The 25,056-nt window shown below is 43.5% G+C and carries 29 protein-coding genes; 16 read left to right on the forward strand and 13 right to left on the reverse strand.

Annotated elements, in window-relative coordinates:
• The first annotated feature begins 660 nt into the window (after nt 1-660).
• The 3 genes from ACFQZT_RS15080 to ACFQZT_RS15090 all read left to right on the forward strand — a co-directional run bounded on the left by ACFQZT_RS15080 (nt 661) and on the right by ACFQZT_RS15090 (nt 3,059).
• On the forward strand, nt 661-840 hold the full coding sequence (locus ACFQZT_RS15080; protein ID WP_379301203.1) for a site-specific integrase: 180 nt from the start codon (nt 661-663) through the stop codon (nt 838-840).
• On the forward strand, nt 825-1,571 hold the full coding sequence (locus ACFQZT_RS15085) for a tyrosine-type recombinase/integrase (RefSeq protein ID WP_379301205.1): 747 nt from the start codon (nt 825-827) through the stop codon (nt 1,569-1,571). Before ACFQZT_RS15080 ends, ACFQZT_RS15085 begins: the two co-directional genes overlap by 16 nt.
• Nucleotides 1,572-2,240: 669 nt before the next feature.
• A complete protein-coding gene (locus ACFQZT_RS15090) occupies nt 2,241-3,059 on the forward strand; it encodes a hypothetical protein (RefSeq protein WP_379301207.1) in 819 nt (272 codons plus the stop codon).
• A gap of 37 nt (nt 3,060-3,096) precedes the next feature.
• Here ACFQZT_RS15090 and ACFQZT_RS15095 read toward each other — a convergent pair whose 3' ends face one another.
• Nucleotides 3,097-3,960 (reverse strand): septal ring lytic transglycosylase RlpA family protein, encoded by an 864-nt coding sequence (locus ACFQZT_RS15095; RefSeq protein ID WP_379301209.1) that lies wholly within the window; start codon nt 3,958-3,960, stop codon nt 3,097-3,099.
• A gap of 426 nt (nt 3,961-4,386) precedes the next feature.
• Here ACFQZT_RS15095 and ACFQZT_RS15100 point away from each other — a divergent pair, with 426 nt between their 5' ends.
• Nucleotides 4,387-5,268: a leucine-rich repeat domain-containing protein gene (locus ACFQZT_RS15100; RefSeq protein ID WP_379301211.1), complete on the forward strand. Its 882-nt coding sequence runs from the start codon at nt 4,387-4,389 to the stop codon at nt 5,266-5,268.
• Nucleotides 5,269-5,315: 47 nt separating this feature from the next.
• Here the strand turns inward: ACFQZT_RS15100 and ACFQZT_RS15105 are convergent, their stop codons facing one another.
• Complete coding sequence (locus tag ACFQZT_RS15105) at nt 5,316-5,864, reverse strand: C39 family peptidase (protein ID WP_379301213.1); 549 nt, start codon at nt 5,862-5,864, stop codon at nt 5,316-5,318.
• A gap of 315 nt (nt 5,865-6,179) precedes the next feature.
• On the opposite strand from ACFQZT_RS15105, the gene ACFQZT_RS15110 reads away from it, so the two are divergent.
• Nucleotides 6,180-6,728 carry a hypothetical protein gene (locus ACFQZT_RS15110; protein ID WP_379301215.1) on the forward strand — a complete coding sequence of 183 codons (549 nt, stop codon included), beginning with the start codon at nt 6,180-6,182 and terminating at the stop codon, nt 6,726-6,728.
• 60 nt (nt 6,729-6,788) lie between these two features.
• On the opposite strand, the gene ACFQZT_RS15115 is transcribed toward ACFQZT_RS15110, so the two are convergent.
• On the reverse strand, nt 6,789-7,517 hold the full coding sequence (locus tag ACFQZT_RS15115; protein ID WP_379301217.1) for an RlpA-like double-psi beta-barrel domain-containing protein: 729 nt from the start codon (nt 7,515-7,517) through the stop codon (nt 6,789-6,791).
• A 1,059-nt stretch (nt 7,518-8,576) separates the two neighbouring features.
• Here ACFQZT_RS15115 and ACFQZT_RS15120 point away from each other — a divergent pair.
• The 8 genes from ACFQZT_RS15120 (at nt 8,577) to ACFQZT_RS15155 (ending at nt 14,894) form a co-directional block, all read left to right on the forward strand.
• Complete coding sequence (locus ACFQZT_RS15120) at nt 8,577-9,176, forward strand: sigma-70 RNA polymerase sigma factor region 4 domain-containing protein (protein ID WP_379301219.1); 600 nt, start codon at nt 8,577-8,579, stop codon at nt 9,174-9,176.
• Complete coding sequence (locus ACFQZT_RS15125; protein ID WP_379301221.1) at nt 9,173-9,349, forward strand: YvrJ family protein; 177 nt, start codon at nt 9,173-9,175, stop codon at nt 9,347-9,349. Before ACFQZT_RS15120 ends, ACFQZT_RS15125 begins: the two co-directional genes overlap by 4 nt.
• Nucleotides 9,339-9,647 (forward strand): helix-turn-helix domain-containing protein, encoded by a 309-nt coding sequence (locus tag ACFQZT_RS15130; protein ID WP_379301223.1) that lies wholly within the window; start codon nt 9,339-9,341, stop codon nt 9,645-9,647. Before ACFQZT_RS15125 ends, ACFQZT_RS15130 begins: the two co-directional genes overlap by 11 nt.
• 515 nt (nt 9,648-10,162) lie before the next feature.
• Nucleotides 10,163-11,353: an NAD(P)/FAD-dependent oxidoreductase gene (locus ACFQZT_RS15135; RefSeq protein ID WP_379301225.1), complete on the forward strand. Its 1,191-nt coding sequence runs from the start codon at nt 10,163-10,165 to the stop codon at nt 11,351-11,353.
• 22 nt (nt 11,354-11,375) lie between these two features.
• Nucleotides 11,376-12,239: an RNA polymerase sigma factor SigJ gene (sigJ, locus tag ACFQZT_RS15140; protein WP_379301227.1), complete on the forward strand. Its 864-nt coding sequence runs from the start codon at nt 11,376-11,378 to the stop codon at nt 12,237-12,239.
• A gap of 264 nt (nt 12,240-12,503) precedes the next feature.
• Nucleotides 12,504-13,139, forward strand: coding sequence for an IS110 family transposase (locus ACFQZT_RS15145; RefSeq protein WP_379301229.1), 636 nt, complete (start codon nt 12,504-12,506; stop codon nt 13,137-13,139).
• A 525-nt stretch (nt 13,140-13,664) separates the two neighbouring features.
• Nucleotides 13,665-14,297 carry an SMI1/KNR4 family protein gene (locus ACFQZT_RS15150; RefSeq protein ID WP_379301231.1) on the forward strand — a complete coding sequence of 211 codons (633 nt, stop codon included), beginning with the start codon at nt 13,665-13,667 and terminating at the stop codon, nt 14,295-14,297.
• A gap of 57 nt (nt 14,298-14,354) precedes the next feature.
• On the forward strand, nt 14,355-14,894 hold the full coding sequence (locus ACFQZT_RS15155; protein ID WP_379301233.1) for a hypothetical protein: 540 nt from the start codon (nt 14,355-14,357) through the stop codon (nt 14,892-14,894).
• A 242-nt stretch (nt 14,895-15,136) separates the two neighbouring features.
• On the opposite strand, the gene ACFQZT_RS15160 is transcribed toward ACFQZT_RS15155, so the two are convergent.
• The 3 genes from ACFQZT_RS15160 to ACFQZT_RS15170 are packed head-to-tail and all read right to left on the reverse strand — an operon-like array spanning nt 15,137 to nt 16,605.
• On the reverse strand, nt 15,137-15,610 hold the full coding sequence (locus tag ACFQZT_RS15160; RefSeq protein ID WP_379301235.1) for an SRPBCC family protein: 474 nt from the start codon (nt 15,608-15,610) through the stop codon (nt 15,137-15,139).
• A gap of 52 nt (nt 15,611-15,662) precedes the next feature.
• Complete coding sequence (locus ACFQZT_RS15165; RefSeq protein ID WP_379301237.1) at nt 15,663-16,103, reverse strand: SRPBCC family protein; 441 nt, start codon at nt 16,101-16,103, stop codon at nt 15,663-15,665.
• Nucleotides 16,096-16,605: a MerR family transcriptional regulator gene (locus ACFQZT_RS15170; RefSeq protein WP_379301239.1), complete on the reverse strand. Its 510-nt coding sequence runs from the start codon at nt 16,603-16,605 to the stop codon at nt 16,096-16,098. Before ACFQZT_RS15170 ends, ACFQZT_RS15165 begins: the two co-directional genes overlap by 8 nt.
• Nucleotides 16,606-16,914: 309 nt before the next feature.
• Between ACFQZT_RS15170 and ACFQZT_RS15175 the strand changes: the two genes are divergently transcribed.
• The gene (locus tag ACFQZT_RS15175) at nt 16,915-18,117 is read left to right on the forward strand and encodes a macrolide family glycosyltransferase (RefSeq protein WP_379301241.1); all 1,203 of its coding nucleotides are present in this window, start codon (nt 16,915-16,917) and stop codon (nt 18,115-18,117) included.
• Between the two features lie 324 nt (nt 18,118-18,441).
• Nucleotides 18,442-18,636: a hypothetical protein gene (locus ACFQZT_RS15180; protein ID WP_379301244.1), complete on the forward strand. Its 195-nt coding sequence runs from the start codon at nt 18,442-18,444 to the stop codon at nt 18,634-18,636.
• Between the two features lie 15 nt (nt 18,637-18,651).
• On the opposite strand, the gene ACFQZT_RS15185 is transcribed toward ACFQZT_RS15180, so the two are convergent.
• A complete protein-coding gene (locus ACFQZT_RS15185) occupies nt 18,652-19,215 on the reverse strand; it encodes a tetratricopeptide repeat protein (protein WP_379301246.1) in 564 nt (187 codons plus the stop codon).
• Between the two features lie 122 nt (nt 19,216-19,337).
• On the opposite strand from ACFQZT_RS15185, the gene ACFQZT_RS15190 reads away from it, so the two are divergent.
• Nucleotides 19,338-20,366, forward strand: a complete 1,029-nt coding sequence (locus ACFQZT_RS15190; RefSeq protein WP_379301248.1) for a DUF3231 family protein — start codon at nt 19,338-19,340, stop codon at nt 20,364-20,366.
• A gap of 264 nt (nt 20,367-20,630) precedes the next feature.
• Here the strand turns inward: ACFQZT_RS15190 and ACFQZT_RS15195 are convergent, their stop codons facing one another.
• The 6 genes from ACFQZT_RS15195 to ACFQZT_RS15220 form a co-directional block, all read right to left on the reverse strand.
• Nucleotides 20,631-21,332 (reverse strand): DUF998 domain-containing protein, encoded by a 702-nt coding sequence (locus ACFQZT_RS15195; RefSeq protein ID WP_379301250.1) that lies wholly within the window; start codon nt 21,330-21,332, stop codon nt 20,631-20,633.
• A 19-nt stretch (nt 21,333-21,351) separates the two neighbouring features.
• Complete coding sequence (locus ACFQZT_RS15200; RefSeq protein ID WP_379301252.1) at nt 21,352-22,161, reverse strand: alpha/beta fold hydrolase; 810 nt, start codon at nt 22,159-22,161, stop codon at nt 21,352-21,354.
• Between the two features lie 88 nt (nt 22,162-22,249).
• On the reverse strand, nt 22,250-22,621 hold the full coding sequence (locus ACFQZT_RS15205; RefSeq protein ID WP_379301254.1) for a YciI family protein: 372 nt from the start codon (nt 22,619-22,621) through the stop codon (nt 22,250-22,252).
• Nucleotides 22,622-22,747: 126 nt separating this feature from the next.
• Nucleotides 22,748-23,089: a DUF1801 domain-containing protein gene (locus tag ACFQZT_RS15210; RefSeq protein ID WP_379301256.1), complete on the reverse strand. Its 342-nt coding sequence runs from the start codon at nt 23,087-23,089 to the stop codon at nt 22,748-22,750.
• A 30-nt stretch (nt 23,090-23,119) separates the two neighbouring features.
• A complete protein-coding gene (locus ACFQZT_RS15215; RefSeq protein ID WP_379301258.1) occupies nt 23,120-24,373 on the reverse strand; it encodes an RNA polymerase sigma factor in 1,254 nt (417 codons plus the stop codon).
• The gene (locus tag ACFQZT_RS15220) at nt 24,370-24,804 is read right to left on the reverse strand and encodes a YciI family protein (RefSeq protein WP_379301260.1); all 435 of its coding nucleotides are present in this window, start codon (nt 24,802-24,804) and stop codon (nt 24,370-24,372) included. Before ACFQZT_RS15220 ends, ACFQZT_RS15215 begins: the two co-directional genes overlap by 4 nt.
• Between the last annotated feature and the right edge of the window lie 252 nt (nt 24,805-25,056).

Below are 25,056 nucleotides of genomic sequence, written 5' to 3' on the forward strand. Positions count from 1 at the left end.
TATCCAAGCTTTCTAGAATAAAATAAATTAATGTCTATTCTAAGTCCAAAAGCTGTCTATAAAGTGTCCAAGCTTACAGGGTACAGTTGTATCACAAAGAGCACCATTGCTCGGGTGATACCTACTGTACCCTTATCACATTTGTAGGAACTCGGCCATGCTGTGGGACTTAAAGCCTTAGACGTTCAGCGTCAGTGGTATGGTGTGAGGCGGGGTTAGATGCCCCAGCTCATTATGAGCAAAGCGAAGTGTATGTCTGTTCATTCCAGGCATCCAGTTCCTTTTGTTCATAGCGGCTACCATGAGCAGAGGAAAAATAAAATGGTCTGTTGTTTCCGACAATTCAACCAGACAAAAGGAGGGCTGCTTCGGAGACTCAAAGGGGAGGAAGCAGGATGTTAAGGAAGATCAGGGATATATTCAGCCGGAAAACCAATGTTACCAATAGGGTACCAAGATCAATTCGACGTAAGAAATGGCGGGAAAGTTGGCAGCAATATAAATAATAGATAACCCCAAGTGAAATGGAGGGAGGTAAATGAAGAAGTCTATAAAACTTCCCAAGCAACCGGCAATATGTAAAGGATGCGTATGGGGCAGGTGGGAAGGATGTAAACAGTTTTGTTCTAAGATTATATCTGTTAGGTATGGTGATTCTTCATGAACACAGTCGAACCTATCCGTGACACTGATATCATCGCACAAATCAAATGGGATTTAAAAAGAAAATACATGCGTAATTATTGCATGTTCCTGCTTGGGATTAACTCGGCCTTGCGGATATCGGATATTTTGAAGCTGCAGGTCGGGAACATGAAGATTAGTTGTATATTCGAGTGACCAAAACAGGGCAAGAGATTACATTGCCCATTTCAGATTGGCTGCGGCGAGAGCTTGCGCTACTGCTTGAAGGGCGGGCCGAATACGAATATATTTTCTCCTCCAGGCAAGTCAAGAAGCAAGGCGGTCGTAAGAGCATCGATCGAAGCCAGGCGTACCGCATTTTGCGCAGCGCCGTGAAGAAGTATGGTTTGCGTCGTATTGGAACACATACCTTAAGCAAAACGTTCGCCTATCATTATTACCGAGCACGTGATTTGGCTTCTTGCTTCGCATCTACAGACGTTGCGCAGGCATGGCAAAAGCTTGCGGCGAAGGAACTCGAGGGCGTAGAAATGATTGCCGAGGACGCCTTCAAAGACGTGCTGAAGCAGCGTATGAAGGAACTCCCGGACGCCACCATACGTCTTTGTGGGTTGGATCCGGAAGTATGGCGTGCGTCTCGCGAGAAAGTCCAGCACGATGAGGAACAAGTTCTTACTTCTGCTGCAGCTTATCAGAGCGAGGATGAGGTTATGGACGTCGATGTGGAGGTACTTGATCTGTTCGATATTTTCGGCACAAAAACAGCAGAGACAGTCATTACCGAAGTGGCTACGGCAAAGCAGAAGCAGGAGATCGAAACGATTCAGCTTCTTACATTTGCGGAGCTCGCGTCTGCTTCAGGAAAGAAAAAAGTCAAGCGGCCAGCAAAGATTATGGAAAATCAATTGCTGCTATCGTTTGGATAACCCTATGTACAAAGAAGAGGTTCGCACAATTGCGGCCTCTTTTTCTTATTCGCGCTTTAGTTGGTGAATGCCGGAGCGGGAGTAATCTCGAGGGCAGAAAGGCGAGAGAAGATATAATAGTATTGCAGGGGGTACCCTTGAAAAGACCTCATAGAAATGCAAATCCGAATATGAACAGCGAACTTCGCTTGAGGAAAGTCCTTAGCAATATTGAAGCAGCGCAAGAGATTTAGTCCGTCCCTCGCAAACGGAGAGTCTAATCCAACCAACATCATAAGTAAACCTCTTGTATAGGCCAAGAGGTTTTTTGTTTCCAATATAAGCACGGGAGATATTCAGTTTCACCATACCGATTAATAGTGTTCGTTTATTGTATTTCTCGACTTACGGAACTTTTTTCATTACAGTCGCGTCAAATATGTATATATTTTCTAACGGAGGATGGAAATGAGAAAGAGGGATGATCATTCTTTAAACTAGATTGCTTTACATTAAATAAAGTGAAATAAGATTGGATTTAAACAACCTTTTCAAAATTTGTTTCAAACTAAAACTCAAAGCAGTAGCAAGATTTGTACAAATTGAAATAAGAATTTCAGTATAAAGATTCATCAAAAGGGTTATGGTAAACCACACCAACGGGTATTTTATAGGAAGGATTGAGAAAAAATGAAAATCAGGCAATTGATCCTGTTTCGCATGCGTCCATTATGTTTGATAGTTACTCTGAGTCTATTCTTTTTGGTCTGTTCGGCATGCCAAAGTAGTACAAAGAGTTCTGTTAATGAGGTAATAAATACACCGACCAATCCCTCACCTTCAGAGTCGGTAGCATCAGTAAAACCAAATGCAGACAGTACGAATAATGTTCCTCTGAGCAAACAAATTGAATATAAAGCCGTGCAAGATAAAGTCCCGACAGCGAAAATTTCCTCTTCAGACGTCATCAAAACCCCAATTACTAAGAATGTTGGGGGTGTAACGTATTTCGTTTTTTCTAAGAAATCTGATAAGGAGAACTACTATTTAGGAGCTCAAGTAGGGAGTACCGTATGGGATTATGGAATCATTGGATATGGGCAAAAAGAAAATTTGGATCTTATTCAATTCAAGTCAATACATCTAGGCAATAACAAGGAAATGTTGAAAATCGCAGGGGCATGCGGTTCAGCGTGTCCGGTAGCGATTTATTTTAACATACTTGGACCACAACCCAATGCGATCATTCGCTTGGAGAAATTTACTGAGGAATCCGACATAGATAAAGATGGGGTTATCGAAATCATTGCGAACGTGGGGATGCCCCATAATACCGAAATCTATAAACTGAAAGACTCCCAAGTACTCTCCACAAATTTGAATGAATTGCTTGGAGCAGCCAATGTGGAGTACGATAACCAAAAAAATTCGTTCATTGTTACTTTTCCCGGTAGTAATGAACAATACGAATACATGATTGATAATGATAAAATAAAAATAAAGAAGTAGCCCATAAAAAGGAGCTACTTCTTTATTGGAGTTATTTTTATGCCATTAACTCAATCTTAACAGTGCCGGTTCCAGACGGCTTTCCGATGTGGGCCCATGCTCGGTACGTCAATTCAATACCTCTTCCAGCCGGCGCTGTATCGGTAACCCTAACAACTACATACTGACCAGTGGAAAGGTTCGTTACTTTTACAAACTTGTTCAAATAGTTTGTGTTCCAGTTGTTGGTACTGGTAATAGCTGCAGTTAGCCCTTGTCCATGAAGAACCTCGCCATTGCCAGTGGTTGTATTTAGAATATTTTGCGCCGAATAGCCTATCTCAGAGCACGGAGATGTTGTTCCTGCAGAACCACCTTGACATGGTAGTGCATAGAAGTCACAAGTTGCACTCGATGAGATTGTACTTGCGACATAGGACTGCTCATTAGATGGTTTTACGAGTTGCTGAGGCGTCGAGCGGCCAGCAGCATCCGGGAAGTTAAGATTAATAGCTGCACGAATGCTATTTGCGACTAGCAATGCCTGAACCCAAGGATTCGAGACCCCTTCAATCGTAAGGATTGCTGTTTGATTTTTGTCTCTAGAATCATTCCAATGCGTTGCCTCATATAATTTTTCTGGATACGATCTCCATCCATCTGAACTGTTCGTGTCATACAGGTAAGTTACCTCTCCGACATTTTTACGTACCAGCGGGCAAGTGATAACGTAGTACCCATCACTTGTAATGGATGGTGTAATGAAATCTAGATCCCGATTGGTATCTGAGAAGATTGCATTTAATCTTGCCACGATGGCGGTGACTCGTGCTGGGTCAGAAGTCGCATAGACACGGACATTATTTACTCTAACCCAGAAGGGTGCCACGCCTGTATTTTCTTCAGTTGCCGTATTAGCCATTTAGATTCACTCCATTTTTATTTAGTATTAGATAATGGAGTACAAAAGGGATACAGTCAGATCGATTTATCCCTAACCGATCGTCCTGTGATGTACTCACATTATTTAAAGTGAACCGAGTTCGGATTTTAACAACCTTTTACAAAAAATAATTCCTTTCCCTTGCTTTTGGTGTAACTTTTCTTTTTATGACCTTATGATCCCCTCGTGAGCTCTCTTCTTTTTAGATACTCAAGAACATAAGATTCACTCGGTCCTTCAAAATTCACCCTGTTTTTTGGAAATACTATTGGATATGAACGTTTGAGCGACACTCAGTTGCACAAAGCGATTTAAAAGTGTTTGTTAGTTTTTTTATTAGACTTACGGAACTTTTATCATTGATGTCGCGTCAAATATGTATATATTTTCAAATGGAGGATGAAAATGAGAATTAAGCGGATGATGATCATGGGAACAATATTTGCAATATTCCTTGTAGCTTGTAAGGCTGAAGAGATAAAATTCAATGAGCCAGCTTCTAGCTCTAATGCTTACTTACAACAAAATAGAACTGAAGAAGTCCCACAAGCACCCAAATTCGTCATAAAAGCAATTGCTAAACTCGTGGATAAAGAGCCTGATTCCATTGTGTATGCCGATTTATCTAAAATAAGAGCATTTACATTAAATGGTGTGACTATGATGACGGATGAAGACCGCCGAGGTGGTCCTGTCGATTTATCTATTATTTCTCATATGAACAACTTAAAAAACTTATCGCTTAGTCACATCAAAGTAAAAGATTATTCTTTTATATCTACATTAAATCTGCTGGAGAGCTTTGCTGTTACTGAGTTTATAATTAAAGAAATACCTGTTGAGCAAATGAATCAGTTGAAATCTGTTTCATTAACTAATGGAGACCTAACCAACATTGAGGCTATAAAGGCATTATCATCACTGCAACATTTAGATATCTCCAATAATCCTATATCAGATATAAAGGAAATTTCCTCATTCTCGAAACTAACCTTTTTGGACATTTCGGCCGATCCGATAAATGATATCGCGCCCGTATCATCACTTACAAACCTTAATAGGTTACAAGCAAGGGAAACTCAAATTAAGGATCTGTCATCATTGAAATCTCTATCAAAACTGCAATATTTAGACGTAAGGAAATCCCCAATAACTTCTGTCGCAGCATTGTCCAATTTAAAGGATCTGCAGTACCTTCTTATAGATAAATCAAACGTCACTGATTTGGAGTCGCTTTCTTTGAATAAAAATCTCAAAATATCTGATTCGGCAATCCTTGCACAATGAAAACATAAAAAGAGAGGTATGCAAATAGATACCTCTCTCCTTTTAACTTATTTATTATATGCAACGATTTTCACAGACGATGGATATCTGGAGAATACTTGGTCCAACGTGCTATTAGAATTGTTCCCCGGATCATTAACATAGAACATCGAGCTGGTCAGATACGCCGTTTCAGGAGCGCCTGTATCAGGATCTACCGGAATGGTTGCGTTCACGCCAGTAATGACCACAGCGTGAGTAGTAGACCCCGACACGCAATATACAACTGGCTTATTTTTATTGTAGATATAATCAAACAGTTTTGCCTTTAATTGATCGAAGGTGCCAGGAGCTTGTTCGCCGACGGTATGTCCATATTTACTTGCCGCGGAAGTCCAGTTTATCGGGCAATCAGCTGCATTTGGCTTAAGTGCTGCTAAAAGTGTACCAGGATCAACGGTGTCTCCAAAACTTTTGAAAACCATTGCTGTTGATGTGATATAACAACCCTCAGAACACATCGATCCACCACAACTAGTAGTGGAACCAGACCAGGATTGCCCGCATTGAAGATACTTTTGCGTGTTGAGATTATTAATAAACGTCCGATTTGCCATTGAGATTTCCTCCCTCAAAATATTGAATGGATAATTCGTCAAATTCGTAAAACAAACTGGATGCTGTCGGTCAGGACCATCCAAATCCCTCAGACAAGAATTGCTTTACACTATATATAGTGAAATGAGATGTCATTAAAACAACCCTATGGAATATGTTGATGTGTTGAAATTTCTAATCTCACCCATTTGATTGAGACGGAGAGCAAGAGGGGAAGAATGGGACATTTACCACATTTTTTAAGAGTAAAGGAACAAATACCTTGCTCGTAACGTCTAAATATTAAATAATAATTATGAAGTTGGAGGTATGTCGTGTCTAAGATATTTATGTTTTTTATCATTTCAATCGCCTTGTTAACTGGTTGCCAATCCTCTACGACCTCTGAACCGAAGCAAATATCCGGCTCTTCTGTTTCACCAGCAGTAACCCCAGAACCAACTCATACTACCATTCTCATTTACAGTGTTGCAAATTTAAGCGGGCCTCTTACCAGTATTCCTTACTATTCAAAAGGTGAAGTTGTAAATTTGCCGGAAGAGACGTTCAAACAATTTAAAGAAGGTCACCAACCTACGTTAGGGGATTCATTTACTGCTGCAGTAATTAAGACAACTAACTTAACAACCCAGGACATTGAAAACGAGGCAAACCCAAATAATGCGAAAAATACAAACACTCTGACATTAAAGCAGGGCGTCGTTATTAAACGAACGGATAAAAACATGTTTATAGATGGAGATGAACGTAAGGCTAGCTATGAAATCACTGTACCTTCCATCGGGAAATATAACATTACGGTTGAAAAACCATCAAATACTGATATATTCTTTATTACTAAAATCACCTTGACAATACATTAATTCAAATGAAAGAGAAAAGAGCAGCTGCCGATTGAACGGCGTCTGCTCTTTTTTGTATTTTTAGGTGAATCTCCAAAGGGCATTCGGAATCGTATCGTAACCAGACGACCCGAGAGCCTGTGCTGTTGGAATTCCAAGGTCAATAATGGCTCCATTAATTTTCGTTGTATCACTCGGATATCCACAGAGGGTCCCCCGTGTCTCACCCTTATGCTGGACGTTAAATGGAATGTTCCCAGTCTGCCAATACGGATCTTCTGAACAACTATGGTATGGAACAAATGGCCCTACATCATAGCGCTGCGCTGTGACAGATTTTCCGGTTCCAGGATTATACACCACGACACTTGTACCGCAAGGAAGAACAGATGAGTATGCCGGTAAAGCTACGTAATATGTTGGTGGCGTATTTCCGCAATAGTCGCCTGTATGACCATCGAATGTCGTTGCATCCCCTTGGAACCATACACCTACACTCACACTCGACGTGTTTCCATAAGAATCGCGAACCGTTATTTTTCGCCCGCTTCCGTTACCCAAAACGGATGAAATCGTCAAGCTACCTGAGGTACCGGAACCGTTGCTTAAATAGACAGAACCGAGTGTATACGCTGTATCGCTTGATGCCGAGTTTGCGTAAATTGTGACGGAACCATTATACGAAGTATCTGGAATGCCACTGGTTAGTGCTGTTACACTAATGGTAAATGCTTTACGTGCAATTACGCTTCCTGAATAATAACCTTCAATTGATACCGCATGCGGTGCCCCGATGGCTAATGTTGTCATTAGAAAAGCACTCCTTAAAATTATTGTATTTTAGAACAAAAGGGATACATCATAGTTGTCGGCCTATCCCTGCCCGACAAGTTGTTTTGTTCATATATTAAAAGTGATATTTGACCAATAAAAAAACAACCGTGATTAATTAAATTTTTTCCTAATCGAGTGTAAGTTGCTTATCCATGTGGAATGACTTCTGAATAAACATAAAAAAGACCGACCTCTTAGCTAAAGATAAGAGGTCGGTTGTTTTGTTTTCTTTATAATGAACTTTTGTTTTGAAACGGACTGATTAGACTTATTCGTTTAAGAGGATTTACATAGACAAATGCGCAAGGTAGAAGGGCAGTTATCACTGTAAGACCAAACGATGGGGGCTTACGTGGCAATCTATTTTCCACATACTTTCATCTGTTCATGGTCATTCTTGCAATAAAAGCTTTCGTCTTCAACTCCCGTCAATCCACAATCTACTGACTTTGAATATCTAGTCATACAATCAGCCTCCAATGATTTCAGCCATGTCGCATAATACTGCGCTACTTTATCATAAAATTCTTGATCTCTTGGATCACATTGTAGAAGGCAGCCCGCTAATCTGCAGAGTTCCTTCCGTAGTGCTAATATACGAGTCATATAGGACTCATTACTTGTCATGTAGAAAGCTCCTTTCAGTCTTTTTTTCTTTAAAGTGAAAGAACTGCAAAAATAAACAACCTAGATGGAATGATTTAATCTAAACACTTTAGAAATCCACTTTAACATTTATCGCGACGAAACATAATATTTTCCAAATTAAGTATGCTTTGTGGTATAATATATATGCGACAGGAACGCACGATCTCTTTTTTAGAGATCATTTTTTCATGAAAAAACTAACAAACATTCGTTCCTTCAGTTGTCTTCAATCCTCCTGATGTGTTGAAATTCAAAACAATTCTTGAGAATTCATTGCCACTTTTTTTTAAAAAAAATTATACGAACATTAGTTTCTGTGGTTGTTTTTTAACTAATAAATTTCACTTTAATAATAGAGAAAGAGTTAGAATTGGAGTGATAAATAGAATGATTTCAACGGCACAATTAGAAAAATTTGAGGAGTATCGTTTAAAGAACTCCATCCTATTTTCGAATCCGTTAATACGAAAGTTTTTTGAGAATGAAGATAATATTGTGTTGATTCTCAAAACACTTGATGGAGATTCTGATAGCCAAAATGAATTAGAAATTACCTTCCGTAAATATTTCTTTCGAATTCGCTTTGTCAAATTCCTTGTTTCTACCATTAAATTTGTTGCTATTGATCAAATGCGCATTCATCAAAAAAGAGATAAACGAGACCAACTTATTTTTGATCGTCCTGTATCCGAAAATGGCGAGTCTACTACACTTGGAGAGCTGTTAGTCCATAGTCAAATTGTAAAAGATCCAGAAATATGTGTGTCGGATCCACTCCAATTTCAATCTTCATTTACTAATGAAAATTTAGCCAATGCATTTGCTATGCTCTCACAGAAACAACAGATGATAACTACCCTCTGTTATGCATTGTGCTATCAAGATAACGAAATTTCAAAAATACTTGGTGTCTCTCCCCAAGCTGTTTGCAAGACCAGGAACCTAGCCTTACAAAAATTAAGGCTTGCTATGCCAGAAAGGAGGTGATCAATTTGGATAGTACCAACTTATTAACTGCGATCAGCCAAGTCGGTTTCCCTATTGTCCTCACTGGTTATTTACTCATGCGATTTGAAAGAAAATTAGAAATTTTAACAGATACCATTAATAAATTAACTGAAGTTATTATTCAAAATAGCGGGGGCAGCCATGGAAAATGAATTGTTCGATTTAGTTTTAAAGGCTCAAAATGGCGATAGTAAAGCTCTCGATTTAATTATCACATCTGTTTCGCCGACTATTCAAAGTGTTCGAAAACAAATTAAGTATGATCGAAGAGATGATTTAGAGCAAAATCTAATTGAGGCCTTGATAAAGAAAATTCTGAGTTACGATTTAAAACAAACTCCCGATTTCTCTTCATTTTGCCGCCAGATTTCAAATGGTGGTGACGAGTATGAATCGCTTGTTCACTTACTTCAGCAAAAGGAATCCGAAAGACCTCATAGCACTGGCTAAGGAACTGAAAAGCATAAATGCAAATCCGAATATGGACTGAGAGCTTCGCTTGGGGAAAGTCCTAAGCAATATTGAAGTTGCGCAAGAGATTTTGTCCGTCCCGCGCAAACGAAGTGTCTAATCCTCACGATACCACAAGTAACCTTTTGGCCCTGCCAAGAGGTTTTTTTGCATCCTATCATAGGTAATAGCGTTTTTGCTAGGATATATATTTACAATTTATCCCATATCAGCAATTGTTGCCGGCCCTGATCGGCAGCCTCATTACGCTAACTGGCAGATTTACTCAAAAAACTGGCATGAAAGAACGGCTAATTAAACGGAGACCACTGAAAAACCACGAATAGACCGATTAAAGCCATTTACAGGCTGAACAAGGTCTTTTTGTATCGCATCAAACAGTCAGAGAACTTTTTCAGTGGCCTCATTAAACGGGCGCATTTTTTTGCGTTTCCGATGTTACAAATCAGGGCCTTACATTGTTATATGTGCAAACGTAAAGGAGCTGAGGAAAGATGAACGACTTGACATGTATAATTATCGGAGGCGGCTATGCAGGGCTACAAGCGCTCAAACAAATACAGGCAACGACACGGGGCATGGCGAACGGACAGCCGATTCGGTTTGTTCTGATCGATAAGCAGCCCGGTCACTTGCGCAAATTGAGAATGTTCCGTCCGACCGCGGTCGAGGAAGAGATTGTGATTCCATGGAATAACTTGGTTTTAAAGGGATTCGAATTCGTGCAAGGTACGGTTACGTCCGTGGATAGCGGGGAAAAACGGATTCTATATACGGATGTGCAAGGAAATAATGCCTGCATGCATTTCGACCTTTTAGTCGTGGCGGTCGGCAGCATCGTTCGGCGACCGGATCTCGATCAGGGAGGCATCGCCTTGACCGACCCACAAGCCGCGGCAAACATCCGGGAACACTGGCGTGTCAACCTGCGGAAGGCTGCCGACGAGACGAATCCTGAGGAACGAAAGAGACTGATGACCATCATGGTTGCGGGAGCAGGCATCAGCGGCATTGAGACGTCCGCCGAGCTGGCGCTCGCCATTCAGAAGGAAGCAGCGGCGCTGGGGCTGAATCCGTCCGATGCCTCCGTCTATTTGCTGAATGCACAGGAAAGACTGCTCCCGGAAGTGTCGAAGAAATTTAGACGGAGGTTGGATCAGCAGCTCATCGAATGTGGAGTAACAGTGCTTCACAATCGTAGGGCGTTACGAGAGGAAGCAGGAGCGGTGACGCTCAGGGGCGGCGATTGTCTGGCGGCCTCCCTATGTATATGGACACTCGGCTTGATACCCAATCCGGGACTGCGGGGTTTGGGCTTGCCGCTTACTCCTGATGGGAAGGTACTGGTGGATGAATGTTATCGCGTCCAAGGGATGTCGAACGTTTACAGCATTGGGGACTGTGCGGGAATCGTCGATCCGAGAGACGGCAGAGCAACTCAGATGACGTGCTTTGAAGCTGGGGAGCAGGGGTTACGACTGGGGAAAATCGTGATGGCAGATTTGGAGGGCCGTCCGGCTCCAAGTCATCATTCAGCCAAGTCGAATATGGATGCTTTCACCATCGCATTGGGGCAAAAAGGAGTGTTCTGGATACGTACATGGGGACTCGATATGGTAATGTCAGGAAAGATTCCCGGGAGAATCAAGAAGCTGGTAGAGGATGCCGCCAGTATGCTTAGATAGAAAATGAAAGGAGGGACAGCGATTGGAAGAACTTTACGATCAATATAAATCGCTGCTGTTCACTCTGGCTTATCAGTTGACCGGTTCTGCGGCAGACGCGGAAGATGCGGTGCAGGACGTGTTTGTTAAGGCATGCGACGTACATCCCGAACGGTTAGAGGAGCCGAAGGCATATTTGTGCAAAATGGTAACCAATCACTGCCTCAATCAGCTGAAGTCGGCGCGGAAGAGAAGGGAAATGTACGTCGGTCCTTGGCTCCCAGAACCGATTCGGACGCCGGAAGCGGATACGCTCGAGACGACAGTCGTCCGCCGCGATTTGCTGTCTTACGCAATGCTCGTACTGCTCGAGCGGCTAACTCCGACAGAGCGGATGGTTTTCGTCCTGCGTGAGGCGCTTGGCTTCGATTATCCCGAAATAGCTGAACTGCTCGACAAGCGAGAGACGAATTGCCGCATGTTGATGAGCCGGGCAAGAAGCAAGATGGGCATATCCGAGGAAGAGCCGGTCGCGGCCGAAGCGATCGAATTGGAATGGGTTAGCCGGTTCCTCGCATCCCTCGAACAAGGTAACGTCGACCATGTGCTGTGCCTGCTTTCTGAAGATGTCATGCTCGTCTCCGACGGGGGCGGAAAAGTACTCGCCTTTACGCGTCCGATACAAACGCGCGATCAAGTGGCCCGAATCCTTGCTGGCGCGTTCGAGGGCATAAAGCCCTATTATCAGGGAAGTCTTCAATCCGAGTCTGCCCCTCTGAACGGTGAGACCGGTATCGTACTCCGTTCGGGGGACGAAACCGTCGCTGCTATATTTTTGCAGCACCGACACGGAAAGCTTGCCAGAATCTACTTCATACGAAACCCGGATAAGCTTACCCGGGTTTAGGTAGTCAACTGCAGATTTTTCAATCATGTTTGGAACCGGGAAACTAATATAAAGGCGTTCTAAGCCTCCTTTTAAGTTTGATGAACATTACATCATAAGACTAAACATTCCTGTATAGCCTAAGAAATGGGCTTTGTCAAAAAAGGAGCGCCTCGGTATGATGGGTTTGTCGACGGGTAGATACCCAACACCATCAAGGAGGCGCTCTTATTATGAAGTTTAAGCAATCAGACGGACAAAATCAACGTAGTTGTGGGCATAGATATGGCAAAGGAAACTCAAGTAGCTCAAGCTACTAATTATCGAGGCATTATCCTTACAAATCAGCGCCTTTTCTTCAAAAACACACTTCTAGGATTTGAAAAGTTACATCGTTGGATGGAAGGCTTGCAACAAAAACATCGATTAAAGAGCATCATAATTGGCATGGAGCCAACGGGACACTACTGGTACAGTTTGGCAAACTGGCTGGTGGAAAAAGGCCTAAACGTTGTTCTAGTGAATCCAGCAACGACGAAACGAAACAAGGAGAACCGAGATAATTGTCCTTCCAAAAGTGATCCTAAGGATGCCCTTGTTATAGCAGATGTTGTTAGCCGTGGCTATTACTATGAATACATCCGACAAGCAACTCATTTTCAGAGGTTACGGACCCTAATGAGTGATCGGGAATTTTGGGTAACAAATAGTGTTCGGATGCAAAATCGGATCGTTCGTTGGTTGGATATACGCTTCCCTGAGTATGCTTCGGTGTTTAAAGATTGGACCTGTCCACGATCCCTAGCAACACTCAAAGATTTCCCATCCCCGCTGGATTTAAAAGGTCAATCTACTTCAGAAGTTATTACAGGTTGGAGAAAATATATGAAGCGAGCTGGAGGCTCTACACACGAATCTTAGTCGGCATGGTGCATTCTAAGGAGTCGTTTACTCCTGAAAAAACAGTCATTCAGTATACTCAGGCTGCTTAACATGATCGAACTAACGTAAATTGATTCATTCGCAGGACTTCAAACAAAGAAAGCACGGAGGACCGAGTTCGTTTCCCATAAGGGCACAGACCCATCCGCTAAACGCTATCGGTCTCCACACCTTGGATAGGTGTAACGAAGGAATGTAAGGGCATCGACCCGTAGAGCCTTGGGATGGTTAGTCTCCAGGGAAATGTGGAGCATGCGTGCAGTAGATTTTTAAATGGGGAAATGTTCCATTTGTTTCTTCTGTTCCCGCATGCCTTAAATGGCCACCACGGGGTCGAATAAGTCCAACTTCATTTCGTTTATGCTAACCCAAAGTGATGAAATCCTGCGAATGAATGAGTATTCGTTAGATAAATCCTTAATATTGAGGGACGGAGAACGTTAGTTGAAAAACGAGAGGATACTGCGAGACTGAGGTGAAATACAAAGCAGATGGGGTGGGTACTTGTTAATAAACAAGGTGTTCGAAAAGTCGGCATTATTACATAAGCATGGGACAGAGATAGATCTTTCAGATCCTCTCCCTAAAATTGACATGAGTAAATGGAACGCTCTGGTCGCTGCACTGAATAAGGCACTTCCAGTTGCTTTGAAGAAGATATATTTAGAGGAAACAAGTGGCTTAATTTTTAAATGGTCTGCCTCAAAAGAAAAGTTTGGTGATCCATGTAAAAGGGGCTATCTGCACTTGCTCTCGCCTGAAGAAATAATTACAACTTATGGTGAAATGCTTAAAATGGTTCAGGAATCAAAGAATAGTCATGAGTTTAGCACGAATGTTGGGTTACAGGCTCTAGTTGTAGATTGGCCCAATTGGATACCCATAACTAGGTTCCCCAATGGAGATTTATTTTGTATAGATGTAACAAAAAATTTTTCCATAGTTTTTTTAGAGCATGATGTAATGGATGGAGGTCCATATATACACGGGACAACTATTGCAAGGAATCTTGAAAAATTGTTGGAACTGTGGGACAAAATAGCTTTTGCTGATGTATATGATTGGTCTAAATACTGTAATGAGAAAGGGATTGATATTGAAAACCCACTGTTTAATAGTATTCGTTCATTAAAGTAACTGGGAACAATAGTGCAATTGTATAGGGTGATAACTTACATTTTGTGAGGTAATTTCATGATTAATTTTCTATACCATTATTTTGATGAATCAACAGGTCCTTTTCAAAATTTATCAGATTTAGAACCAGAAGATGCGGAGAGAACACTTCAAGATATTCGCGTCCAGAAGAAAGGATTCGCAAGCAAAAGATCCACAGACTACCTAACAATTCGACGAAGTCTTGAAAAAACAGCAAGAGAACTGTTTATGTTAAAGGGCGGCAAGCCTATTCGAAACTCTCCACATTACATGACTGTTGGAGAATGTCCGTGGCTCTTAGAGTGGTTTGAAAAGGGAAAGGAGCTTTATATTCGTATTAGAGAATTCGATTCTAATTCCATAAGCTTTACTTATGGAGGTTTGTTTCCAACGATGAGATACCAGGATGGAAAGAAATATCGAGGTCAAATTTATACATTACATGAGATTAATGAAGTAATAGAAGAATTCGGATTACCTCAGGTTTGGAATCCCCTGGGTAATAAAGGACCCGAGAGGTACATAGAAGTTCAAGTCTGGGATGATAAGCCATTGACCCGGAGGTTGTTAAACTAACGAGTACGTTAGTTGATTGAAAAAGAGCGACAGTCTAGGACTATATTTTCTCGTCCATGGCTTGTCGCTGTTTCAATTTCTGGTTTGGCCAATATCGATGTATAACATGGATGCCGTCCTGTGCTGTAGGCCTAGTGTTTTGCCAAGGTTTTACTGAACCCTCAAAACGATACGATTTCATCCTCGCGAAATAAATAGCGAGCTGTTACCGGGGGCATCAATAAGAGGCCGGCCCCTTACTTTTAAGACATACTTGCCAGATGCTCATCAAGACGATCCATGGTCTGTTCGCCGCCTGGGACGGCATATGTTTTCACCTTATCGAATATAGCGGCATCTTCTTCAAAAACTGTGCTATAAGTGAGTTTGGTCTTACCATCCAAATCTTCAAAGATCGTAGTCGCCAGAAAATGAGGAAACACATCATGTTTAAAGATGATTCGCTCGGGTTTAACAACCTCGACAAAGACGTTGGTGTTGGGATAATCAACGCCATCAGGACCATGCATGATAAACTGCCATGTACCGCCCGGCTTCATCTCAAACTTCTGAAAAGTCGTCGTGAAACCTTGAGGTCCCCACCACTTCGACAGGTGCTCCTCTTTTGTCCAAGCATCAAAGACAAGATCCCGTGGAGTATCAAATACGCGGGTGATCACAATCTCGCGTTCACCTACTTGCGTTGTCATTTTGTTTGATGCGTTGTTTTGGTTCATGTCCACCCCTCCAAAATGAATCCTCAATCGATTTGTAAACTCTCCGCAACTTTCATTGCCCGTCCAGAGCGTCGCCGAGCTTGTCCAATAATAGTTTCGTTCCGTGTTCCCGCAGTTCTGGCTTATCATGGCCGTCCAGAAAAACACCCTGCTCTGTGTAGACCAACCGTGTGCCGCCGTCCTCTGGTTTGAACTCCACCGTCGTCACGGAGACGGATAACCGCGTTTCGTCCATGTCCAGCGTGTACGAGTAGACAATGCGTCTGTCCGGAACGATCTCTTGATAGCATGCGTCCATAGTGAAGACTGGGCCTCCCGGCGGGCCTCCACGGCTGTACTCTCGTCCTCCTACGCGGAAATCGAACTCGTCGGCTTTCGGGAACCAGACGGCTTTGGCGGCTTGGCCCGCCCAAGCGGCGAATACCCTGGCAGTCGAATGCTTATAGTTCCTTTCGATGACGAAAGTGGAATGGTTGGCAGATGGTTCATTCATGGTCGAATCCTCCTTGGCCGGGTTCTCCCGGATGTTCGTCTAAATATGCGCCGAGTTGGTCGAGGTGGAGATTCCAGCTCGACTTCTTCTCTTCCAAATACTTCTCATGATTCATCCTCATTGACCGCATGATTTTAGTGAAATTTTCAACTGTCAACGGTTCGTTTCTGTGCATCCGGCTTGATACATTCTCGAGTTCGTGCAAAAGCTTCTGTTGCATACGAATGTTTTCTTTTAGCCGGGCTATTTGTAGGGAAACTGTGTCTAATAGGCTTAGCTGATCACCAGCGATAACGGCTTTAATTTGCTCCAGAGACAGCCCTAACTCTTTCAAGGACAGAATTTGCTGCAGACGCGAAATGTCCGTTTCCGTATAGAGCCTGTATCCGGAATTAGAATGCCCGGATGGCGAAAACAAACTGATTTGATCGTAAAATCGTAAAGTGCGAATCGTTAGTCCCGCCAATTTCGCAAGTTCTCCGACTTTCCACTCTCGTTGCATGATCATCTCCTTTCTTGAGCGCTAGCTGTTACCGGTAAATTTACTATACACCGTTACGTAACGTAATGGTCAAGTATTTAACAAAAAAAGTAAATGTTCCATTAACAGAAAAACTCCGAACGTCGGCAATTGGCGGCTTGTTGCGCTAACAGGCAGAATCGCGGGAAAATATGGCGATTAAAGTTTTGAAATTTTCAAGTATTGTACTATGATAAACTTGATTCCATTATTTAATTCGAGCGTTGGTATGGGACAGTGTCCCTTACACGTACACAATTTAGAGAACAGTATACCTAAGGAGTGGTAGAAATGGCGCGTGTTTTATTTATTAGTGGTGGATCAGAGGGACATATCAATCCAACTATTGGAGTTGTGGAAGAGCTTATTTCGCGTGGAGAAGAGGTCGTGTACTTTTCTATAGAAGCTTTTCGGGAGCGTATTGAGAAGACGGGAGCTACAGTACGAACATTTGACGATCAAAAATTTATAAAAGCCTTTATCTCAGGTGGAAGAGATTATTTACTCGAAAGAATCAACGGTCTTTTACTTACGGCAGATATAGTCATACCTAGCGTTCTTGAACAGATCAAAGGAGAGCAGTTTGATTACATCATCCATGATTCCATGTTTGGTTGTGGACGTTTACTTGCTCAAATTCTTAAGCTTCCTGCAATCAACTCTTGTACTTCTTTTGCGCAGTCAAAAGTATCATTCGATAAAATGTTGGAGCAATTTTCTATAAACGTCCCTACAGAAATAGTTAAACCTATACAGGATAAATTTCAAAACCTAACGGTAATGGTGAAGGAAAAATATGATGTGGAGATCCATTCTCCTTACGAAGTGTTTTGTAATCCAGCACCACTTACAATCGTTTATACAACTAGGGAGTTTCAACCTTATGGAGAAGCATTTGACCAAACTTATAAATTTGTAGGTCCATCCATCTCTTCACGATTAACTCAAAAAAGCTTCGACTTTACTGCAATCAAGGGGAAAAACCCAATTTACATTTCACTGGGTACAGTCTTTAACCAAGCAATTGATTTCTATAAGCTTTGTTTTGAGGCATTTGGGAACACTGGTCATACTATTGTCATGTCTATTGGGAATAGAACCCAAATTTCTGATTTAGGGGAAATTCCTAAAAACTTTATCGTAAAAAATTATGTTCCACAAACGGATGTACTGCAGTACACTAAATTATTTATTACACATGGTGGAATGAACAGTACCAATGAAGGTCTCTATTACGGGGTACCGCTAATTGTAATCCCACAAAGCGCGGATCAGCCGATCATTGCCGGGCAAGTCGCCAATATCGGAGCAGGCATTAAATTACAAATGCAAAGCTTGACTGCAAATCAACTACGGGAAGCCGTAGATCATGTGTTAAGTTACTCATCTTTCAAGAAAGCTGTTGCAAGTATTAGGGAATCCTTTCAAAAATCAGGTGGGTATCATCAAGCCGTTGATGAGATTTTCAAATTTAAAAGTCAATATCATATCTAAATATAAATGGACTTTCTCAACTAACAGACAGTTATCCCTAAGAATCGTTTATTAACGATGATTAGGGATATTTTTTTTCGCGATCTTGAATTCTTTGTAACAAAATCCCAGATTTTTACGTTTGTTTCGTAGGAGGTGCTTAAATGAACAAATTTATTATTATAATTCTCGCCGTACTTAACTTAGTTGCATGCGGTCAGTCTTCACCATCTGAAGAACAAACAGCAAATCTCTCTCTTCCCAAATTTTACGATTTTACATGCGTCAGGTCTCTTTTATTTCTCTATTAAAGATAGTAATGGCAAGGGGGTTAATACATTTGCAATGGCTATGGTAGGAAAATATCGTACTTTTCAAGGAAAAGGGATGATTACTGAGCATTACACGTATAAACTTGAAAAGCCAGGTTTTTATGAAGTTTCGGCAGTTGCAAAATTCACAGTTGGAAACGGGGACAATGTAAAAGACTTAGAACTTGAAACTAACAAGGCAAGTTTTGAGGTAATACCACTCAACTAACGGAAAAAAATAGATTTATTCAGCCGTTTCATCAAGATCTTCATTATATGCCATTATTCCGCGTTTAAAATAAAGAAGTTTTTCGTCTGAGGTAGTCTCCATTAAATTGGTGATCAGAAGTTCAATGCTTTCCTTGTAGTTTTGGCTATTGTAGAGAGCCATGGTTAGAAACACTTGAATCGCTCGGTTCTCTGGAAATTCTCGCATACCTCTGCGTAACGTCTCAACTGCTTTATTGTAGTTGCCCAAGTAGCGGTAAGTACTCCCTAGACCCATTAGGCATCTTTCTAAATCAGGACCAGATAGGCCCAACTCAAGGGCTCGCTCATAAAATGGAATAGCCTCTCGTCCAAGGCCGGAATTGTCATGCGCTACACCGGTTTGATAGTTGATCTCAGCATCATTCGGGTAACCAGAGAGTAGTTCTAACAATTGTTTCCGAACCTCACTTAAGATCGCTTGATCTTGCTTGGCTCGTCCTTCTTCACGCCGTTCAATTATTTTACTCAATTCGTCTCTTCTCATATTTTCACCATTCCCAAGTCGCGCTGTCTTTTTTAGATAAGACCATCTTAACATAAACATGACTCTCATTGCGTTACCGAGGAACTAGGATTTATAACTCAACAAAAACAAGGAGCATCAGAATATGATTTCGAATGGATGAAAATACTAAGCAAAAATTTTGTTAGGGAGGTATCATGGAAACGACGATTAAACCCATAAAAATCGGTTCAACTAAATTGAATACCAGTGAAAAACTAACATCTGCAGAAATGGGTAAACTTTGGGCAACATTTGTAGGAAACAGCATGTCAAAATGTATATTACAATATTTCCTTCAACACGTTGAGGATGAAGATATTAAAACTTTATTACAGAATGCATTAAAATTAAGCTTAGAGTTCATGAAAACAATTGAAGATATTTTCAGGAAAGAACATTTCCCGATTCCTAAAGGTTTTACAGAAGAAGACGTAAACCTTGGTGCTCCTCGTTTGTTTGAAGATGAATACTATGTTCATTACTTGAAATATGCAGCAAAAGCAGGAATGAGCATCTATAATGTAGCCGTACCGCTTGTGTATAGGAAGGATGTAAAAGAATTTTTTATTTATTGTATGGATTCCACCATGGCTTTGATTGAACAAATCAAAGATATATTAATGAATAAAGGATTCATTATTAAACCTCCTATTATTCCAGTTCCAGATAAAGTGGAGTTTATTCATCAAGACTTTTTAAATGGTTTTTTTGGACATGTACGACCTTTACATGCATTAGAAATTGCCCATTTCTATGATAATATTGAAAACAATGTAACAAGCAAGGCATTAATCATGGCATTTTGCCAAGTAGTAAAATCCGAAAAGATTCGAAAACTGTTTATAAAAGGCAAGGATATGACACATAAACACGTTGAACTCTATATGGAAAAACTACATAATGAAAATTTGCCTTCCCCATCGTTTCTTGACCATTTGGTTACAACATCAACATTTTCTCCATTTTCGGATAAATTAATGTTGTTTCATAAGACGGACATGTTTTCAATGAAAATTAGATCGTTTGGAAATTCTGCGGCTGTAAACGGAAGACATGATATAGGACTCCTCTATGCGAAGTCATTAATGAACATCTCATCATTTGTTGAAGATGCAGCAAAAATTATGATTGAGAACGGTTGGATGGAGCAACCGCCCTATGCGTTTAATAGAGATAAGAGCTAAGTTGAGGCTGCCGGGATAACCGGCAGCCTCATCTTAATAGTATGACACAAGTTGACATATTTAAGGTTGATAATCGGTGGGCATTACCCCTGTTAATCCGTAACAAGAATGGACTGATCCGGACCGGCGATTGCTTTTGGTTACCGCTAATATCTCCGGCGAGCATTACTTCTCACTGCCAAGATTCGCGAAAAACGTACGCTAAACACATTTAAGTAAAAAGCCAGTCTCCTGATTTTTTTTGACGTTAAAAAAACACACTCGTCAGTGACGAATGTGCCTTGTAGCCACCCTAATAGGAACCTTTGCTTTAGAAACTTCAGCGCGCAATCGTACGGAAAGAGCCGAAACCCATCCGAACGCCGCCAATCCGGAGCACCCCATAATAACGCCGATCCAACTGCTCATGACCACGCCCACTGCGATAAGCAAAGGAGAAATAAAGCCCGTCGCTATGCAATAGGTCTTCCAGCTGTGATTGCTTTGCGTGGCAAACCGGCGGGCAAAAACAAAGCATGCCGCAATCAGGCAGATGAAAGCCGTAAAGAAAGCCAAAGAATGGATGGCCGCAGAGCTGCTCATCGATGTCGGCATGGCCTCAGGGGCGCCGGGGGGGAAGCTGAGCCCGGGATCCGGACGGAACAGCCCGGCCGCGATCATTCCGATCCCGTAAACCCCGATGAGCAATGGCCCCCACACGCCGTCCTTGCCGCCTCGAAGCACACCGCGAATTCCTATGGACGCCAATACGGCGAGACATCCGGTGACGATAAAATCGGCACTTTGAATCCAACCCAAATCGCCCAGTGTTAAGGTGCTGATGGCGTGACGCCTGATATCGAATCCCGTACGAGTGAACGCCTGGACGATGGCTACTGCGAAAAACAACGGTGCGGAAACCGCCCCACCGATGAGTAGCAGTTTATTCAAATTTAGATTGTTCTTTTGGACAATTGCATTTTGCATAGTGATCTTCTTCCCATAGTTATTTTCCCGTAAAGAATGTCACAAGCTCCGATGAAATGATCTTCGCATCAAGCTTCTTCGTGTGGCCGAGTCCCTTCTTGCTTTTCAGTTGCGAACGGGGGAGCGCCTTGGCCAGCGCCTGAGCGGCGCGACGCATCGAAACCGGGCTCTCCGTACCCTCGAGCACAAGTGTAGGCATTTGAACCGTGCTCCATGCCTCGGTTGGCAGCGGCTTTCCTGCCGTATATCCATCGAGCAATGCCGCATCATAGGGGAGCGTGTGCGCTACCGCCATCAGGTTAGACCATACGCCTGGCAACAAGCGCATGATCCCGATAACGAAGGCAGGTACGCCCATCCCTTCGGTCATGAAATATTTGATGGCTTCGGCACGGCGATTGTCTGCAATCAGTTCCGTAACTTGACTGATAAAATCTTTAGGCGGCTGGCGGTCCGCCATATCCACGATAAACGGAGGCTCATGTAGCGCCAATTTCGCGATGTTGGCCCCTCTCGCCGCTGCCTGCAAGGCAAGAACCGCGCCGGACGACAGCCCCCATACATAAGCCGAACCGCCGACCTCATCGATCAAAGCCTGAAGATCTTCGATCTCTCGCTCGATGGCATAGGGCTGCTTGTCTCCGCTGTCCCCGCGACCGCGGCGGTCATAATTGTAGACCGTGAAGCGCTCTGATAACATGGATGCCAACTTCACCAGTCCTGGGAATTTGCGGTAGCTGAACGCTCCCCCAACTAAGATAAGTGCCGGGCCTTGACCGGATTTGTCATAGGCAATCTTGGTGCCGTCTTTCGATGTTACCGTGTACATGAAAATTCTCCTTTGCAATATATTTATCCAAGTCTCTATTAAAGCGACGAACCGCCGACGGGAGAATCGACACATCCGTGGGAAAAAATTATAGATATTTTTCGGGCATCTCATCCAACTGACGAAGCTCGATCTCTCCTTCTCCGAATCCGTGGGGATCCGGCATCCGGAATGCCCACTCGATTGCTTCTTCTCTCGATCTTACCTCGATAAGCGTGAAGCCGGCGACGAGTTCTCTTGTCTCGATAAAGGGACCTTCCTTCATGACCGCTTCATCTCCTGGAACAGGATAAGAGAGACGGGTAGCGCTTGAGCTCGGAAGAAGATCTTCGGAGGCGAGCAGCACACCGGCTCTAGCCAATTGTTCGTGGTACTTCCGCATCGCTTCAAGCACTTCCCGTCCTGACGGCTGTCCGGATTCGGAAGCATTCGTCGCTTTGATGATCAACATGAATCGCATCGTGTTTACCTCCTATCATTGAGGCTTTCGTATTGCCTCTATATAAACGACGAATGGAATCCGTGAAAATCGACAGGCTAGAACGGTTCAAAAATAAGAAACCGCCCAATGATGGGCGGCGTTCGTTTATAGCGTACTGGAGGCTTGTTTTACCAGAGCGGTTAGCATTTCGCCCTCAATTTGCTGGCCATTGCGGAACTTGATCGTCTTCCGTTCCGGAGGGCCGTCGAACAATCCTTCGGGCAGCTCCAGCCCAGCCGCATTGAAGATCGTGAAGCTGATAGCATCCTTCGAAGTCGAGATCACTGCTGCATATTTTTTGTTTTTCAGGAAATGAGGCTTGTTGTATTGCATGCGCTCCTGAACGTCGGGAATGGCGTTATGTACAATTTGGCGTAAATCATGGCACAGACTGGCTTGCCACGGCTCTTTGACTTTCTCGATAAACTCGGTAACTTCTTGGCTCATTTGAATTTCTCCTATCATATGCTTATCTGATTATGCGGTGCTCTCTGACGCACGTTTCAAGAGCAGCTCGCGCTCCTTCTCATTGCGCGCCAAAGCTGCAGCTCGTTTGAATTCTGAACAGGCTTCTTGCTTGCGGCCCAGCTTCAGGAGAAAGTCCCCTCGTACGCTAGGTAAAAGATGATAATTTTTCAAGGAAGGTTCTTGCATTAACGCATCGACGACTTCTAGGCCCACTTCCGGGCCGAACGCCATCGAGAGCGCGACAGCGCGATTCAGTTCGACGACGGGGGATGGCGCGACTTGGGAGAGAGCGTCGTAAAGAGCAGAAATCCGAATCCAGTCCGTCTCTGAAGCCGTTCGAGCACTGGCGTGACACGCCGCGATCGAGGCTTGGATCAAATAAGGACCGAACGCTTTGCCGAGACGCTCGGCTCGTTCGATCGCGGTTAGCCCTCGACGGATGAGAAGGTGATCCCATAGCGCCCGGCTCTGGTCCATGAGCAGAATTGGTTCCCCACTTGGGCTGACCCGCGCCCGGAATCTGGACGATTGAATTTCCATCAGTGCCACGAGTCCATGGACTTCCGGCTCTGCTGGCGCTATCTCAGCGAGTATCCTTCCAAGCCGCAGCGCCTCATCGCAGAGCATGGGCCGGATCCAGCTTCCGCCGGAAGATGCGGCGTACCCTTCATTGAACATGAGGTAGATGACCTCGAGCACAGACGACAGCCGCGCCGTCAGCTCGGCTTTCGGCGGCACTTCAAAAGGAACGCGTGCTGCTGCGAGTGTGCGCTTCGCTCGAACGATCCGCTGGGCGACGGTCGGTTCCGGAACAAGGAACGCGCTTGCGATTTCTTCAGTCGTCAATCCCCCGAGCAGCCGAAGCGTGAGCGCCACCCGCGCCTCTGCGGAAAGGACAGGATGGCACGTCGTGAAGATGAGGCGAAGGAGATCATCGCCAACGGGATCGTCAAGCGCTTCATCCCAATCCGGCTCGTGCTGCCGGTCGATTTCCCAGCCTAGCTCCTCGTATTTGCGGTCGCGTAACTTGTTCCTGCGCAGGTGATCGATAGCCCGTCGCTTCGCGGTTGTCATCAGCCACGCTCCGGGGTTTTCGGGTATGCCGATCTTCGGCCACCGCTCGAGCGCGATGATAAGCGCATCTTGAGCCAGATCCTCGGCAAGCCCGACATCGCGTACCATACGAGCCAGACCGGCAATGATTCTGGCCGACTCGATTCTCCAGATTCCATCGATGGTGCGTTGGACTGCGGATTCCTTCACGACCTCGGCTTCCTCGTGACCTGTGCCCGCATTTCAAGCTCTTTGGCTAACGCCTCTGGGTCCTGCGTCAGTTCCGGCGCTTCGAACACTTGGCGCAACTCAATTTCCCCTTCCCCGAAGCCGTGTGGATCCGGCATTCGCATCGCCCACTCGATTGCCTCTTCCCTCGACTTCACATCTATTAACGTGAATCCCGCGATCAGCTCCTTTGCTTCTGTAAAAGGACCGTCAACCACTTTCGGCTTTCCACCGGGTTCGGGATAAGAGATGCGAATCGCACTCGAACTCGGATGGAGTCCTTCCGCTGCGACCAACACGCCGGCCCTCGCCAGCTCCTCGTTGTACCTCGCCATGGCGTCAAAAAGCTCTTGACTTGGCATTACGCCGGCTTCAGAATCTTTTGTTGCTTTGACAATCATCATAAATCTCATCGTGAATCTCCTCCTTATAATTTAGCTCTATATTCGCAACGAACGGGTGACACCGAAATCGACAGGTCGAAAAAATTTTTCTAAATCTTTTTTCAACGCGTGCCGACGATTTCCCTTTCTGCCCCAGGTGTAGAAAGTGTATTAAATGACTGAAGAAGGCTTCGATTCAAGTATTAAACAAGTACAGGCAGCTAACCGCGACAGATAAACTTCGAGAGCTACAGACCCCTCTTTGGATACGAAATATGGTCA

This window comes from Paenibacillus sp. GCM10027628 (assembly GCF_042676385.1).
Classification (GTDB): domain Bacteria; phylum Bacillota; class Bacilli; order Paenibacillales; family NBRC-103111; genus Paenibacillus_E.

Bases quoted from the DNA above. Each gene is read 5' to 3' on its own strand.
- ACFQZT_RS15175 (WP_379301241.1), top strand. From the start codon at position 16,915: ATGGCGCGTGTTTTATTTATTAGTGGTGGATCAGAGGGACATATCAAT.
- ACFQZT_RS15185 (WP_379301246.1), bottom strand. From the start codon at position 19,215: ATGTTAAGATGGTCTTATCTAAAAAAGACAGCGCGACTTGGGAATGGT.
- ACFQZT_RS15145 (WP_379301229.1), top strand. From the start codon at position 12,504: ATGGCAAAGGAAACTCAAGTAGCTCAAGCTACTAATTATCGAGGCATT.
- ACFQZT_RS15200 (WP_379301252.1), bottom strand. From the start codon at position 22,161: ATGTACACGGTAACATCGAAAGACGGCACCAAGATTGCCTATGACAAA.
- ACFQZT_RS15100 (WP_379301211.1), top strand. From the start codon at position 4,387: ATGAGAATTAAGCGGATGATGATCATGGGAACAATATTTGCAATATTC.
- ACFQZT_RS15220 (WP_379301260.1), bottom strand. From the start codon at position 24,804: ATGAGATTTATGATGATTGTCAAAGCAACAAAAGATTCTGAAGCCGGC.
- ACFQZT_RS15160 (WP_379301235.1), bottom strand. From the start codon at position 15,610: ATGAACCAAAACAACGCATCAAACAAAATGACAACGCAAGTAGGTGAA.
- ACFQZT_RS15080 (WP_379301203.1), top strand. From the start codon at position 661: ATGAACACAGTCGAACCTATCCGTGACACTGATATCATCGCACAAATC.
- ACFQZT_RS15120 (WP_379301219.1), top strand. From the start codon at position 8,577: ATGATTTCAACGGCACAATTAGAAAAATTTGAGGAGTATCGTTTAAAG.
- ACFQZT_RS15095 (WP_379301209.1), bottom strand. From the start codon at position 3,960: ATGGCTAATACGGCAACTGAAGAAAATACAGGCGTGGCACCCTTCTGG.
- ACFQZT_RS15210 (WP_379301256.1), bottom strand. From the start codon at position 23,089: ATGAGCCAAGAAGTTACCGAGTTTATCGAGAAAGTCAAAGAGCCGTGG.
- ACFQZT_RS15180 (WP_379301244.1), top strand. From the start codon at position 18,442: ATGGCTATGGTAGGAAAATATCGTACTTTTCAAGGAAAAGGGATGATT.
- ACFQZT_RS15205 (WP_379301254.1), bottom strand. From the start codon at position 22,621: ATGCGATTCATGTTGATCATCAAAGCGACGAATGCTTCCGAATCCGGA.
- ACFQZT_RS15190 (WP_379301248.1), top strand. From the start codon at position 19,338: ATGGAAACGACGATTAAACCCATAAAAATCGGTTCAACTAAATTGAAT.
- ACFQZT_RS15105 (WP_379301213.1), bottom strand. From the start codon at position 5,864: ATGGCAAATCGGACGTTTATTAATAATCTCAACACGCAAAAGTATCTT.
- ACFQZT_RS15135 (WP_379301225.1), top strand. From the start codon at position 10,163: ATGAACGACTTGACATGTATAATTATCGGAGGCGGCTATGCAGGGCTA.
- ACFQZT_RS15170 (WP_379301239.1), bottom strand. From the start codon at position 16,605: ATGCAACGAGAGTGGAAAGTCGGAGAACTTGCGAAATTGGCGGGACTA.
- ACFQZT_RS15155 (WP_379301233.1), top strand. From the start codon at position 14,355: ATGATTAATTTTCTATACCATTATTTTGATGAATCAACAGGTCCTTTT.
- ACFQZT_RS15090 (WP_379301207.1), top strand. From the start codon at position 2,241: ATGAAAATCAGGCAATTGATCCTGTTTCGCATGCGTCCATTATGTTTG.
- ACFQZT_RS15115 (WP_379301217.1), bottom strand. From the start codon at position 7,517: ATGACAACATTAGCCATCGGGGCACCGCATGCGGTATCAATTGAAGGT.
- ACFQZT_RS15165 (WP_379301237.1), bottom strand. From the start codon at position 16,103: ATGAATGAACCATCTGCCAACCATTCCACTTTCGTCATCGAAAGGAAC.
- ACFQZT_RS15130 (WP_379301223.1), top strand. From the start codon at position 9,339: ATGGAAAATGAATTGTTCGATTTAGTTTTAAAGGCTCAAAATGGCGAT.
- ACFQZT_RS15195 (WP_379301250.1), bottom strand. From the start codon at position 21,332: ATGCAAAATGCAATTGTCCAAAAGAACAATCTAAATTTGAATAAACTG.